The following is a 14433-nucleotide window of genomic DNA, read 5'->3' on the forward strand; positions in this document are numbered from 1 at the left end:
GAAAGTTGTGATGGTCGGTCGAGGCTAGAGCAGCACGAGCAGCCTGGTCCCCGGGACCAGCTTCCGGTTGACCGACGTCGACTGGACGAACACCGTGTAGGCGTCGTTGCTCCCCGGCGCCACCGTCACCTCGGTCGCGGGCAGGCCCAGGAGTTGGCGGGCGGCGGGGCCGGTGAACACCTTGCCGGTCATGCGGCCGGTCGCCGGGTCCTTCTCCGCCACGGCTATCTGCTTGTTCGCCTGCACCTTCTCGCGCTTGGACAGCTCGTAGAAGGCGCAGCCGGTCTTGTACGGATGCCCGGCGCTGGTGACGAAGTCGCGGATCGACGTGCGCTGGTCGACCGGGATCAGCACGTACTTGCCGGCGTCCAGGGCCTGGAGGTTGGACGTCACGTCCGCCGCGCTCAGGTCCTGGCCCATCGCGAAGAGGTTCCGCGTGCCGCGCACGCCCTGCTCGCGGTCGCGCAGGAACCGGGTCGCGGCGGTCTTGACCGCGCCGATCGCCTCCTCGACGCCCTGGTCGGAGTCGGCGTCCCAGATCGAGATGTTGCCCGTCGGGAAGCCGTACTGCTGGGCGGTGCGCTTGGCCAGCGAGTTGGGCACCATGATGGCCGACGTCCAGTGGTCGGGCAGGGTGTTCATCTTGTCGGCGATCCGGCTCCGCCACTCGTCCAGCACGGCACGCCCGTCGGGCATGAGGTCGTGCCGCGAACCGGTCGTGTCGGCGCCGGAGGCGTTCTCCTCGCCGTCGGTGACGACGACCTGGAGGAAGCTGTGCTCGCCGTACTCCTCCCAGATGTGCCCGAGGTCGTCGAGCGCCTTCACCGACGCCTGGATCAGCGCGGTCGCGCCGTTCTCCACGGTGTACAGACCCCGCATGGACGGCAGATGCTTCACGTCCATGTCCCACACCAGGTTCTCGACGAGGTGGTCGAAGGCGTAGAGGCTGATCCGCGTCTCGTGCCCGAGCCGGTCCGACTCCTCCGCCAGACCCTTCACGAACTCGTCGACGACGCGCACCAGTTGCTCCGAGTGGCCCTGCATCGACCCGGACTTGTCGATGACGAGAGCGACGTGGTTCACGAAGTGCTTCTTCAGCCGGTCCTTCACCGTGGCGCTCATCGCGTCCATCCCTTTCCCCCTCGGGCCGACGGGGAGCTCCCCGACACCCTTTTTCCGCAGGCGGACGCGTCCACCCACAGCGTGAACGCCGGGATGGACTCTGGTCCGTCCAGATGATGGCTTCACTTTAGGGAGGGGTACTGACAACGGCGTTGAGCTGCGGCCTCCGCGGTTCCGTGTGCGTGCCCGGCACGTCTCGATGCGGCTTCCGTGGCTCCGGGTGCGTGCCCGGCACGTCTCGATTGCTTCACGGTGCTGTCCCGGTTGCGATCCCGCCACGGGGACCTCGCAGGCGCCCGGCTAACGTTCCAGGTCACAGGGGCTCACGTCCGTATGTTCGGTACGGCACGGCCCGCACGTTCATGTTCCTGACGCTTCACGGGGGTACGGCGAAATGGCCGAGCGAAACAGCACGTCGGACGACGGAGCGCCGGGGGAGCCGGGGTTCTCCTCCCGCCGGCGTCTGCTGCGGTTGGCCGTCGGAGGGCTCACGCTGGCCACCCTGACCACCGGCGCGGTCGGCTGCGACGACGGCGGCGCGGTGGAGACCGAGGACCCCGGAAGCACCGGCGGCGGCCCGCAGAAGGGCGAGGACGAGAAGCCCGCCGACGGCGCCACGGGCGGGGACGGCAAGGCGCCGAAGCCGCTGTGGACGAAGACGACCTCTGCGGAGACGTACGGGGACAACGACGAACTCGTCGTCGCCGCCGGTCTCGTACTCGCCAGCGGCAGCCCGCTCGCCGCCCTCGACACCGCGACCGGCAAGCGGAAGTGGTCCCTGCCGGGCGGCGCGGTCCCCGGAGCGCCCCTGCTGCTCGGCAAGGACACTCTGTACCTGGCCAGCAGTCGGTACGACGGCACCGTCACCGGATACGACCCGGCCTCGGGCAAGGAGACCTGGCGCAGCCGCCTGGGCGCGGGGTACCGGCAGCCGCGGCCCGTCGCGGTGGACGACACGCAGGTGTACGTCATCGCGGAGATCCTCGAGGACGACGGGTCGTCGAAGACCAATGTCATCGCGGCCCTCGACAGCGGCACCGGCAGGATCGCCTGGAAGGAGCAGCGCGACCTGGGCACGATGCAGAACGGCATCCACGCCGCCGTGCGCGGCCGCCACCTCGTCTACACCGACTTCAAGAAGAACCTCACCGTCCGCGACACCGTCACCGGCGGTCAGGTGTGGACGCGGAAGACGACGAAGACGAACTACGGCTTCTTCGCCGTGCACGAAAATCTGGTCATCGTCCCGCAGGGGAACGTCCTTCAGGCCTTCGACCTCGCCGACGGCACCGAGAAGTGGACCCTGAAGTCCCAGCGGTTCGACCTCTTCAAGGAACCGGCCGTGCTGGAGGACGTGCTGTACATCGCCGACAGCGCACGGAAAGTGCGGGCCGTCGACCCCCGCACGGGCAAGGTCCTCTGGCAGTCGACGGCCCTCGCCGACGCGGTACTCCAGGTGCCGCGCCAGTACGTCAAGGTGGGGGACACGCTCTTCGGTGCCACGGACCTGGACGCGAAGGGCGGCATCATCGCCATGGACGCGAAGACCGGAGACGTGCGCTGGACGTTCAACGACGGCAGCGGCGACCACCACGCCTGGCTGGCGGCCACCGACGGCGAGCGCCTCTTCGCCCTGCACGGCACGGCTCTGCACGCACTGCCGGTGTGAGGCACGGGCGGCCGTGTGGCCGGTTCGCACGTCCGCGGGGTGTGTGACCGGAGCGTCTCCCAGCCGGTCCCACCCTCCTTGCCGTGCCCTCGGCGGTCACCGCCCCGTCGGTCCGTCCGGCGGGGCGCCGCGCCGACGGGTGAGGTGCACGCCAGTACGGGCGACCGATCATCACGGTGTCCGCGGCTCCGGTCCGTGAGACACGCATGCACCATTGTCGGCCAGCTTGCCGGGACTTCGGCCCGCACCGTTGAGTGAACGTGTTTGATGGTTGATGGTTCATCTAAAAGCTGTGTGCTCGTCGGAGCCCCGACCGGAAGGAACCACGACTATGAAGAGCCGACCCCGGAAGATGGCGCTGGGTGCCGTGGCGGCCGTCGCCATGAGCCTCGCGCTCCCGGCGGCCCCCGCCATGGCGACCGACGAGACCGACTGTGGTGTGGGCACGGACGCCGTGCGGGTGACGTACCTGGAGAACGGCTCGGAGCTCAGCCGCTGCTGGACGGGCCCCGGTGACGTTTCGCTCGGCCAGGACGGGGTCACTTCCTTCTCCTCGGGCGCCCACGAGGTGGTCGTCTTCTGGAGGACGAACCTGGGATGGGACGTCGCCGTACTCCCGCCCCACACCCTGGCTCCCTTCAGCGGAGCCGGCACCCATCACGTCTACGGATTCCACGTCAGGTGACGGCCGACGACGGTCGGCCGGTCCGTCGGGAGTGACCGGCCGATGGGCTCCGGTCCGTCCGGCCACGGCTGACGTTCGGGCGCCGATACGCCGCAGGTGAACGGTACGCAGAGGCCCTCCGTGTCCGGGCGTCGGACGCGGAGGGCCTCAATGGCTCATGGAACCTCAGGGAGCCGCGGTGACCGCGGTCTCCTCACGGGCCGTCGTCTCGGCGGCCTCGCCCTCCTCCAGCCCCACGTCCTTCGTCTCCCGCCCGATCAGCAGCGCCACCAGCGTCAGCAGCGCCATCGAGGACAGGTAGACGCCGACCAGCCACGGGGAGCCGTCGCCGGCCTCCCACAGGGCCACCGCGATGAACGGGGCCACGGCCGCGCCGAGGATCGAGCTGACGTTGTAGGAGATGCCGGAGCCCGTGTACCGCACGCTCGTCGGGAACAGTTCGGGCAGCAGCGCGCCCATCGGGCCGAACGTCATGCCCATCAGCGTGAAGCCGAACACCAGCCACAGCACCACACCCACCGTGCCGAGGCCGATCAGCGGCACCCAGACCAGGCCGAAGACCAGGATCCCGGCCGTGACCGCGATCAGCGTGGCGCGCCGGCCGTAGCGGTCCGCGAGGGGGCCGGAGATCAGGGTGAACGCCGCGAAGAACAGCACACCGAAGATCATCATCAGCACGAACGTCGTGTACTCGTAGCCCAGACCCGGCACGGCCGCGTCCTCCGCCGTACGGCCGTAGCTCAGCGAGAACGTGGTCATCAGGTAGAAGAGCACGTACGTCGCCAGCATGAAGAACGTGCCGAGGATCAGCTGCTTCCAGTGGTTCCGGAAGACCGTGGCCAGCGGCAGCTTCCGCACCAGGCCCGCCTCCCGCGTCTTCGCGAACACCGGCGCCTCGACCAGGCGCATCCGCACCCACAGGCCGATCGCGACCATCACCGCCGAGAACAGGAACGGGATGCGCCAGCCCCAGCTGAGGAAGGCGTCCGACGGCTGGGACGGGTCGGCGCCGGCCGCGGACGGCAGCAGTGCGCCGATGACCAGGAACAGGCCGTTGCCGATGATGAAGCCCAGCGGGGCACCCAGCTGCGGGAACGTGCCGTACAGGGCGCGCTTGCCCTTCGGCGCGTTCTCGGTGGCGACCAGGGCCGCGCCGCTCCACTCACCGCCGAGCGCGAAGCCCTGCGCCAGCCGCATCAGCACCAGCAGCGCGGTCGCCACCCAGCCGGCCTGCGCGTAGGTAGGCAGTACGCCGATGAGGAACGTGGCGATGCCCATGGTGAGCAGGGAGGCCACGAGCGTTCCCTTGCGGCCGAGGCGGTCGCCGAGGTGGCCGAAGACCACCGCTCCGATCGGCCGGGCGACCATCGCGGCGCCGAACACCGCGAAGGACGAGAGCAGCGCCGTGGTGGGGTCGCTGTTCGGGAAGAAGAGCGTGGGGAAGACCAGTACGGCGGCGGTCGCGTAGATGTAGAAGTCGTAGAACTCGATCGTCGTGCCGATGAGGCTGGCGATGAGGACGCGCGACCGCGAGTTGACGGGGGTCGGGGCCGGACTGGTGCTTGGTGCTGGCATTTCACGGTCTTTCCACGGGGAACGATCACTCCACATTCTCAGAAGGTCTCACCTCTCAGGAACGGTGTTCCAAGATGTGAGACGACTTCCCTGTGACCTGCCGCGGAAAATGCGTGGCCCCGCGCCCGCCCGGCTCCCTACACTCGCCGGGCAGGCGTCCACCGCCCCCTGTCCGTCGGCGGTGCGCGTGATCAGATCCGACTGGGAGGGAGTCCGGCCGTGCGTGTCCACACCGCTGTCGCCGCCGCTCCCCGTTCCCGGTCCCGCCGGTCCGTGGTGATCCTGGTGTCTCCGGCCGCCCGGTGCCCGCTGCGCGGCCGGCACCGGCTGCCCTGACGCACGTCCGACACCCTTCGCAGGGAGTGCTCGGCGTCGTGCGCCGGGGGGAATCGCGCTGCCCTTTCCCGGTTCCATCCGAAAGGCCACGGGCCATGCGCACCACCGACACCCTCGCCGTCGTCCGCAACCTCGGCATCCTCGCCCACGTCGACGCGGGCAAGACCACCGTCACCGAGCGGATCCTGTACGCCACCGGCACCACCCACAAGCGCGGCGAGGTGCACGACGGCACCACCGTCACCGACTTCGACCCGCAGGAACGCGACCGGGGCATCACCATCTTCTCCGCCGCCGTGACCTGCTCCTGGGACGGTCACCGCATCAACCTGATCGACACGCCCGGGCACGTCGACTTCGCCGACGAGGTCGAGCGTTCCCTGCGCGTCCTCGACGGGGCGGTCGCCGTGTTCGACGCGGTCGCCGGGGTGGAGCCGCAGAGCGAGTCGGTGTGGCGGCAGGCCGACCGGCACGGCGTCCCGCGCATCGCCTTCGTCAACAAGATGGACCGGGCCGGCGCCGACCTCGACGCCGCCGTCGCCTCCGTCCGGGAGCGGCTGCATCCGGCGCCGCTCGCCGTACAGCTCCCGATCGGGGCCGAGGACGCCTTCACCGGCGTCGTCGACCTGCTCGGCATGCGGGCCCTCACCTGGGGCGACGACGGCGAGGCCCGCGATCCGGCACCCGTGCCGGAGGGGCTGCGCGAGGAGGCGCTGCGACGGCGACGACTTCTGGAGGAAGCGGTGGCCGAACTGCACCCGGCCGCGCTGGATGAGTTCTGCGACACCGGCGCGCTCAGCACCGGGACGCTCACGGCTGCCCTGCGGGACCTGACCGCACGCGGCGACGCCGTGGTCGTGCTGTGCGGCTCCGCCTACCGCAACCGCGGGATCGAGCCGCTGCTGGACGCCGTCCTCGCCTACCTGCCGTCACCGCTGGACGTGCCGCCGGTGCGCGGCACGCACGACGGCGCCGAGCAGGAGCGGACCGCCGACCCGGCGGCGCCGCTCGCCGCCCTCGCGTTCAAGGTGAACGCCACCGCCACCGGTCGCCTCACCTACCTGCGCGTCTATTCCGGAACGATCGAACAGGGGGACACCGTGTGGGACGCCACCGCCGGCCGCGCCGAGCGCGTCGGACGCATCCTGCGTGTCACCGCCGACCGGCACGCCCGCCTGAACCGCGCGGTCGCCGGTGACATCGTCGCCGTCGTCGGGCTGAAGGGAGCCCGCGCCGGCGCCACGCTGTGCGCACCGGACGCCCCGCTGCTGCTGGAACCGCCCGGCACCGCCGAGCCCGTCGTGTCGGTCGCCGTCGAGGCGTCGCGCGGCACGGACACCGGACGTCTGGCGTCGGCGCTGGCCCGGCTCGCCGAGGAGGACCCTTCGCTGGTCGTGCGCACCGACACCGAGACGGGGCAGACGGTGCTGTCCGGCATGGGCGAACTGCACTTGGAGGTCGCGGTGGAGCGGATCCGGCGTGACCACGGACTGGGCGTCAACGTCGGTCGACCAAGGGCGAGTTACCGGGAGACCGTCGGGCGCGGGGTGTCCGGCTTCGTCCACCGGCACGTCAAACAGGACGGTGGCGCTGGGCAGTTCGCGCACGTGGTGCTCGACGTGGAGCCGCTGGACGACCCCGAGCGGGGCTTCGAGTTCCGCTCGACGGTCGTCGGGGGCCGGGTGCCGCAGGAGTACGTCCGTGCCGTCGAGGCCGGCTGCCGGGACGCGCTCGCCGAGGGCCCCCTCGGCGGGCACCCGGTGACGGGCCTGAGGGTGACGCTCACCGATGGTTCGACGCACGTCAAGGACTCCTCCGACACCGCGTTCCGCACCGCGGGCCGGTTCGGTCTGCGGGACGCGCTGCGGGCGTGCGCGATGGTGCTGCTCGAGCCGGTCGCCGAGGTCACGGTCACCGTGCCGCAGGAGGCGGTCGGGTCCGTGCTCGGAGACCTGGCGGCACGCCGCGGCCGGGTGTCCGGTTCGGTTGCCCGGGCGGGCGCGTCGGTCGTCACGGCGACCGTGCCGCTGGCCGAACTGATCGGCTACGCGACCCGGTTGCGCAGCCGCACCCAGGGCCGCGGCACCTTCACCACCCGGCCGACCGGCTACGCACCGGCCCCGGCCGAGGTGACCGTGCGCTGACGCGCTGACGCGCTGACGCGGCGACCCGGCGCCCTGGCGACCCGGCGACCCGGCGACCGGTCCAGCGGTCCGGTGACCTTGCGGTCCGGCGGTCCGGTGCCCCGGCAGTCCGTCGGCCCGGCGGTCCGTCGACCCTGCGACCCGGCGACCATACGGTCCGGCGGTCCGGCGACCCGGCGACCCTACGGTCCCGCGCCCCGGCGGTCCCTCCCCCGACTCAGTAGGGGAGGGACCGCCACCGCCCACCGCCCCCTTCGCGCAGGCGCCCGGGACATGGGTCAGGGGTACGACACCACCACCGACGGCACCGTGTCCGACCCCGACGTCGGCGCCCCCGTGTCGTTGATGACGCACTCGTACTGCCCGTTGCCGCTCAGCGAGATGACCATGATGTGGTGGAAGCGCACCCCGGGCCGGACGGGCGCGGCGAAGCCGTGGTGCTGGACGATGGTCGGGTCGACGTTGTAGTAGCAGTAGCTGCCCATGCCCCAGCCCTCGTGGGTGGTGACGTGGTCGCCGACCTTGTACGCGGCGTAGCCCTTGAGCGAGCCGTTCTGGATCGCGGCCTGGTTCGGGGCGTCGTAGGCCTTCTCGTTCTGGAAGAAGATCGTGCGGCCGCGTTCGCCGTTCCACTGGACGTCGTACTTGTTGAAGTGCTCGACGAACAGGCCGGTGGCGAGGACGTCGTGGCCGTTGACGACGACACCGTAGTCGCAGCGGTTGGTCTCCCAGCCCACACCCTCGCCGTGGTCGGCGCGCCAGACCCAGGTGTGGTCGACGATGGTGTGCCGGGCGTTGACCACCATGCTGGTGGTGGCCCTGCCGGGGCCGGCGCCGCCGATGCGGATGAAGACGTCCTGGACGGTGATGGGGTTGGCGGAGTGGTTCCGGGAGGCGCCGCGCGGCCCGACCTCCAGCAGGACCGGCGAGTTGACCGTTCCGGCGTCGATCAGGAAACCGGCCAGCCGAACGCCGTCGACATCGGCGACCTTCAGGGCGGTGACGCCGTTGTCGGGCACGAGGGTGGCGTACCCGAGGCCCAGGACCACCGTGTTCGGCCGGTTCACCCGGACCGGCTCGTCGACGTGGTAGATGCCGGGCGTGAGCAGCAGGTGGAGGCCCTGCTCCAGGGCTCGGTTCATGGTGGCCGCCGAGTCGCCCGGCTTCGCGACGTAGAAGCGGTCCAGTGGCAGCGAGGTGCCGCGCGGGGTGCCGTTGCCCCAGGTGACGCCGCGGGCGTTCCTCCGCAGCGCGGGCAGGAAGACGCGGTACTTCCCGCCGTCGAGGTACAGGAACGGCTTCTCGCGGGAGATCGGGGTGGTGTCGAGCGTGGTGTACGGCGGGTCCGGGAAGCTCTGCGCGGGGGCGCCCTCGACGCCGGAGAACACCATGTTCCACACGGCGTTCGTCCAGCCGCCGACCGAGCTCTCCCGGGTGTACCACTGCTGCTGCGAGTAGGGGCCGACCGTGCCGTCGATCCGGCTGTCGGCGATGTAGCCGCCGCTGGCCCAACCGTACGTGGACGAGGCGAGGTTGAGGTCCCCGAGTATGTGCATCCGGCGGAACGGCGCGGCCTGGGCGACCGCCCACCGGTTCGTGCCGTTGACCGGGACGAGGGCCAGGTTCTCCGCCGAACGCCAGAAGTTCTGCGTGGCGTTGCCGTCGAACCAGCCGGCGTCGACCGTCACGTCACCGTGGATGGTGGTGTCGTCGGGCGACAGGCCGAGGCCGGACACCGAGGTGTAGAAGCCGAGCTGGGCGTTGAGCCCCTGGTACGTGCCGGGCTTGAAGAAGAACTGGTAGCGGCCGGGGCCGAACTGGTCCTCCTCCTGCCGGGCGAACACCTCGTCCAGCGTGGCCTGGATGCCCGGCGTGGACGGGTCGAAGACGATCACGTTGGGTCCGAGGTCGCCACCGCCCTTGAGGCGCGGGGGCCTTCTGCGTGCGGTCGGCGCCGCGGACGCCGTACCGGACAGGCCCGCCAGCACGGGCACGGCGGCCGCGGCGCCGAGAACGGCCCGGCGGCCGACGGCCGAACGCGGGGCCGGAACGGCGGGGGAGGGGGTGGAGGGGGAGTCGGACGTCGACGTCATGGGGCGGCTCTCCTGGTTCAAGAGATGAAAGGAGCAGGGGAGTTGGGAGCGCTCTCTCGCCGCTGAATGGTTCATCTCCGGAACGCATGAGTCAAGACATGCGACAGGAGTCGAGCGAGTCCGTCGGAAGCCTTGACGTGGTCCCGGCCAAGGGTTTAACTCACGTCCTAAATTAAGCCATGAGGCGCCGTCCCCGGGCCGTCCTCGGGGCATTCGACCTTCCCGGAAAGGGACCAGGAGCCATGCGCAGCATCCGAGCCGCGGCCACAGGCGCCGTCATGCTGTCTCTCGCACTCGCCGCTTCTGCCTGCGGAGGCGGTTCGAGCACCGGTGGCGGGTCCAACGACTCGCCGAAGGAACTGACCTACTGGGCCTCCAACCAGGGCGCCAGCATCGAGGTCGACAAGAAGGTCCTCCAGCCGGAGCTCGACAAGTTCGAGAAGCAGACCGGCATCAAGGTGAAGCTGGAGGTCGTGCCCTGGTCGGACCTGCTCAACCGCATCCTCACCGCCACCACGTCCGGCCAGGGCCCGGACGTGCTGAACATCGGCAACACCTGGTCCGCCTCCCTCCAGGCGACCGGAGGCCTTCTGCCGTGGGACGACGAGCGGTTCGAGAAGATCGGCGGCAAGGACCGCTTCGTCGACTCCGCGCTCGGTTCCACCGGAGCCGAGGGACAGCCCCCGGCCGCCGTCCCGCTCTACTCCATGGCGTACGCGCTCTACTACAACAAGCAGATGTTCGCCGACGCCGGCATCGGCGCCCCGCCCGCCACCTGGGACGAGTTCGTCACCGCCGGCAAGAAGCTGTCCCAGGACGGGAAGTGGGGCACAGCGATGGAGGGCTCGAACCCCTCCGAGAACATCCACCACGCCTACGTCTTCGCCAAGCAGCACGGCGCCGACTTCTTCACCCCCGACGGCAAGCCGGACTTCGCCAACGACGGCGCCGTCGCCGCGGTCAAGCAGTACGTCGACCTCATGGCCAAGGACAAGGTCATCGCGCCCGGCAACGCCGAGTACGCCCAGAACCAGTCGGTCAGCGACTTCGCCAAGGGCAGGACAGGCATGCTGCTGTGGCAGTCCGCGTCCGCCAACCTGAAGTCCCAGGGCATGAGCGAGGACGCCTACGGCATCGCCCCGGTGCCCGTGCAGTCCGGCACCCCGGGACCCGGCAAGCAGGTCAACTCGATGGTCGCCGGCATCAACCTCGCCGTCTTCAAGAACACCGACAACCTCGACGGCGCCACCGAGTTCGTGAAGTTCATGACCAGCGACGCCGAGCAGAAGATCCTCAACACTGCCTACAGCTCCATCCCGCCGGTCAAGGCCGCCCAGGCCGACCCCGCCTTCAACACCCCCGCCAACGCCGTGCTGAAGGACACCCTCGCCAAGAGCGCCGTCGCCCTGCCGCAGGTGCCCGACGAGTCCCAGTTCGAGACCGCCGTCGGCACCGCCGTCAAGGACCTGTTCGCCGACGCCGCCGCCGGACGCCCGGTCACCACCGACTCGGTGAAGGCCGCGCTCACCAAGGCGCAGCAGCAGATGCCCACGAAGTGAGTCCCCACACCGCCATGACCGCCACCGCCCCCGCAGCGGAGGCCACCGTGCGGAAGAGCTCCCCCGGTGCGACGCACGGCCCCCGCCGCCGCACCGGGAGGCTCCGCCGCGTCGGACTGCCCTACCTGCTGCTCCTGCCCGCGCTGCTCCTCGAACTCCTCGTCCACCTGGTGCCGATGGTCATCGGCATCGTGATGAGCTTCAAGGAACTCACCCAGTTCTACATACGCGACTGGGGCACCGCCCCCTGGGCCGGCCTCGACAACTACACCGTCTCCGTCGACTTCGACGCGCCCGTCGGCCAGGCCCTGCTCCACTCCTTCCTCGTCACGGTCGCCTTCACCGTGCTGTCCGTCGGCCTGTGCTGGCTGATCGGCACCGCCGCCGCGGTGTTCATGCAGGACACCTTCCGGGGCCGCGGCCTGCTGCGCGCCCTGTTCCTGGTGCCGTACGCGCTGCCCGTCTACGCGGCCGTCATCACCTGGGTGTTCATGTTCCAGCACGACAACGGACTGGTGAACCACGTCCTGCACGACCAGCTCGGCCTCACCGACAAGCCGTCGTTCTGGCTCATCGGCGACAACAGCTTCGTCGCCCTGCTCACCGTGTCGGTGTGGAAGGGCTGGCCGTTCGCCTTCCTCATCGTCATGGCCGGACTGCAGAACATCCCCCGCGAGCTGTACGAGGCCGCCGCCCTCGACGGCGCCGGCATGATCCAGCAGCTCCGCCGCATCACCCTGCCGTCACTCCGCCCCGTCAACCAGGTGCTGGTCCTCGTCCTGTTCCTGTGGACGTTCAACGACTTCAACACCCCCTACGTCCTCTTCGGCAAGAGCGCGCCCGAGGCCGCCGACCTCATCTCCGTGCACATCTACCAGGCGTCCTTCGTCACCTGGAACTTCGGCACAGGCTCGGCGATGTCCGTGCTGCTCCTGCTGTTCCTGCTCGTCGTCACCGGCGTCTACCTCACCCTCACCTCACGCGGACGGAGGACCGCCCAGTGAGCACGCCCCGGTCCCCGATGGCCCCGCCCCGCACGTTCCTGTGGTCACGGCGGGTCTTCCTGACCCTCCTCACCGGCTTCGTGCTGATCCCGGTGTACGTCATGCTGTCCAGCTCGCTGAAGCCGCTCGCCGACGTCACCGGCACCTTCCGCTGGCTGCCGACCGAACTGACGGTCCGCCCGTACATCGACATCTGGTCCACCGTCCCGCTCGGCCGGTACTTCGTGAACTCGCTGATCGTCGCGGGCGCGGCCACCGTCTGCTCGGTCGTCATCGCCGTGTTCTCCGCGTACGCCGTCAGCCGCTACTCCTTCCGCGGCAAGCGCGTCTTCACGGTGACCGTGCTGTCGACGCAGATGTTCCCCGGCATCCTGTTCCTGCTCCCGCTGTTCCTCATCTACGTCAACATCGGCAACGCCACCGGCATCGCCCTGTTCGGCTCCCGCGGCGGCCTGATCCTGACGTACCTGACCTTCTCGCTGCCGTTCTCCATCTGGATGCTGATCGGCTACTTCGACTCCGTCCCGCGCGACCTGGACGAGGCCGCGCTCGTCGACGGCTGCGGACCGCTCGGCGCGCTGTTCCGCGTCGTCGTCCCGGCCGCCGTCCCCGGCATCGTCGCCGTCGCCGTGTACGCCTTCATGACCGCCTGGGGCGAGGTCCTCTTCGCCTCCGTGATGACCAACGACACCACGCGCACCCTGGCCGTCGGCCTCCAGGGCTACTCCACCCTCAACGACGTGTACTGGAACCAGATCATGGCCGCCTCCCTCGTGGTGAGCGTCCCCGTGGTCGCCGGGTTCCTGCTCCTCCAGCGCTACCTCGTCGCCGGCCTGACGGCAGGAGCCGTCAAGTGACCCAATGTGAAAGGACTTTCGTGACCATCGACTACGCCGCCCTCCCCGACGACTTCCTGTGGGGCACGGCCACCTCGGCCTACCAGATCGAGGGCGCCGTGGCGGAGGACGGCCGCTCCCCGTCGATATGGGACACCTTCTCGCACACCCCCGGCCGCATCGACAACGACGACCACGGTGACGTGGCCTGCGACCACTACCACCGCTGGCACGAGGACATCGCCCTGATGAGCCGCCTCGGCGCCAACGCCTACCGGCTGTCCGTCGCCTGGCCGCGCGTCGTGCCCGGCGGCGACGGCCCGGTCAACACCAAGGGCCTCGCCTTCTACGACCGCTTGGTCGACGGACTCCTCGAGGCCGGCATCACCCCGTCCGTCACCCTCTACCACTGGGACCTGCCCCAGACCCTCCAGGACCGCGGTGGCTGGCCCGAGCGCGACACCGCCGAGCACTTCGCCGCGTACGCCTCCGCCGTCGCCGAACGCCTCGGCGACCGCGTCCACCACTGGGCCACCCTCAACGAACCCCTGTGCTCCGCCTGGATCGGCCACCTCGAAGGCAAGATGGCCCCCGGCTGGACCGACCTCACGGCAGCCGTCCGCGCCTCCTACCACCTGCTCCTCGGCCACGGCCTCGCCGCCCGCGCCATCCGCGCCGCCGCCCCCGGCGCCCAGGTCGGCATCGTCAACAACCTCTCCACCATCCACCCGGCGAGCGACAGCCCCGGGGACCGCGCCGCAGCCGTCCGCATGGACGGCCACACCAACCGCTGGTGGCTCGACCCGATCCACGGCCGCGGCTTCCCCGCCGACATGCGCGAGGTCTACGGCGTCGACCTCCCTGAACGGCCGGGCGACCTCGACACCATCGCGGCCCCGCTCGACTGGCTCGGCCTGAACTACTACTTCCCGCAGGTGGCCGCCGCTGACCCGGACGGCCCGGCCCCCTACGCCGCACCCGTACGCCGTGACGGCGTCCCGCGCACCGGTATGGACTGGGAGATCGACCCGACCGGCATCGAGGACCTCCTCCTCCGCCTCACCGACGAGTACGGCGCCCGACGCCTCTACGTCACGGAGAACGGCTCCGCGTTCCCCGACGTGATGCGCCCCGACGGCACGATCGACGACCCCGAGCGCCAGGACTACCTGACCCGGCACATCGCCGCCTGCGCCTCAGCCGCCCGCAAGGGCGCCCCGCTGGCCGGCTACTTCGCCTGGTCACTGCTCGACAACTTCGAGTGGGCGTACGGCTACGACAAGCGCTTCGGCCTGGTCCACGTCGACTACGCCACGCAGGCGCGCACGATCAAGGGCTCGGGGTACCGGTACGCGGACATCATCCGGGGGCATGGGGAGCGGGTACGGGAGGCGGCGTGAGCGTGTGGCG

10 protein-coding genes are annotated in these 14433 nt (G+C 70.3%); 7 read left to right on the forward strand and 3 right to left on the reverse strand.

The features are described from left to right. Positions 1 to 24: 24 nt before the first annotated feature. Complete coding sequence (locus ACQZOG_RS26055) at positions 25 to 1131, reverse strand: vWA domain-containing protein (RefSeq protein ID WP_084206945.1); 1107 nt, start codon at positions 1129 to 1131, stop codon at positions 25 to 27. Positions 1132 to 1516: 385 nt separating this feature from the next. On the opposite strand from ACQZOG_RS26055, the gene ACQZOG_RS26060 reads away from it, so the two are divergent. Continuing rightward, positions 1517 to 2791: a PQQ-binding-like beta-propeller repeat protein gene (locus ACQZOG_RS26060; protein ID WP_230229468.1), complete on the forward strand. Its 1275-nt coding sequence runs from the start codon at positions 1517 to 1519 to the stop codon at positions 2789 to 2791. A 331-nt stretch (positions 2792 to 3122) separates the two neighbouring features. Then, positions 3123 to 3476: a hypothetical protein gene (locus tag ACQZOG_RS26065; RefSeq protein WP_033273670.1), complete on the forward strand. Its 354-nt coding sequence runs from the start codon at positions 3123 to 3125 to the stop codon at positions 3474 to 3476. Between the two features lie 165 nt (positions 3477 to 3641). On the opposite strand, the gene ACQZOG_RS26070 is transcribed toward ACQZOG_RS26065, so the two are convergent. Beyond that, complete coding sequence (locus tag ACQZOG_RS26070) at positions 3642 to 5051, reverse strand: MFS transporter (RefSeq protein WP_230229469.1); 1410 nt, start codon at positions 5049 to 5051, stop codon at positions 3642 to 3644. A 431-nt stretch (positions 5052 to 5482) separates the two neighbouring features. On the opposite strand from ACQZOG_RS26070, the gene fusA reads away from it, so the two are divergent. After that, positions 5483 to 7531 carry an elongation factor G gene (gene fusA / locus ACQZOG_RS26075; RefSeq protein WP_430741856.1) on the forward strand — a complete coding sequence of 683 codons (2049 nt, stop codon included), beginning with the start codon at positions 5483 to 5485 and terminating at the stop codon, positions 7529 to 7531. 278 nt (positions 7532 to 7809) lie between these two features. On the opposite strand, the gene ACQZOG_RS26080 is transcribed toward fusA, so the two are convergent. Next, the gene (locus ACQZOG_RS26080; RefSeq protein WP_203549764.1) at positions 7810 to 9624 is read right to left on the reverse strand and encodes a coagulation factor 5/8 type domain-containing protein; all 1815 of its coding nucleotides are present in this window, start codon (positions 9622 to 9624) and stop codon (positions 7810 to 7812) included. Positions 9625 to 9866: 242 nt separating this feature from the next. Here ACQZOG_RS26080 and ACQZOG_RS26085 point away from each other — a divergent pair, with 242 nt between their 5' ends. The 4 genes from ACQZOG_RS26085 to ACQZOG_RS26100 are packed head-to-tail and all read left to right on the forward strand — an operon-like array spanning position 9867 to position 14423. After that, positions 9867 to 11183 carry an ABC transporter substrate-binding protein gene (locus ACQZOG_RS26085; protein WP_372453333.1) on the forward strand — a complete coding sequence of 439 codons (1317 nt, stop codon included), beginning with the start codon at positions 9867 to 9869 and terminating at the stop codon, positions 11181 to 11183. Between the two features lie 14 nt (positions 11184 to 11197). Then, on the forward strand, positions 11198 to 12187 hold the full coding sequence (locus tag ACQZOG_RS26090; RefSeq protein ID WP_203549762.1) for a carbohydrate ABC transporter permease: 990 nt from the start codon (positions 11198 to 11200) through the stop codon (positions 12185 to 12187). 17 nt (positions 12188 to 12204) lie between these two features. Further along, positions 12205 to 13044, forward strand: coding sequence for a carbohydrate ABC transporter permease (locus ACQZOG_RS26095; RefSeq protein WP_058917348.1), 840 nt, complete (start codon positions 12205 to 12207; stop codon positions 13042 to 13044). Positions 13045 to 13064: 20 nt separating this feature from the next. Continuing rightward, complete coding sequence (locus ACQZOG_RS26100) at positions 13065 to 14423, forward strand: GH1 family beta-glucosidase (protein ID WP_033273664.1); 1359 nt, start codon at positions 13065 to 13067, stop codon at positions 14421 to 14423. The last annotated feature ends 10 nt before the right edge of the window (positions 14424 to 14433 follow it).

Source organism: Streptomyces sp. P13-3-3 (assembly GCF_050571355.1).
GTDB classification, from domain to species: Bacteria; Actinomycetota; Actinomycetes; order Streptomycetales; family Streptomycetaceae; genus Streptomyces; species Streptomyces althioticus.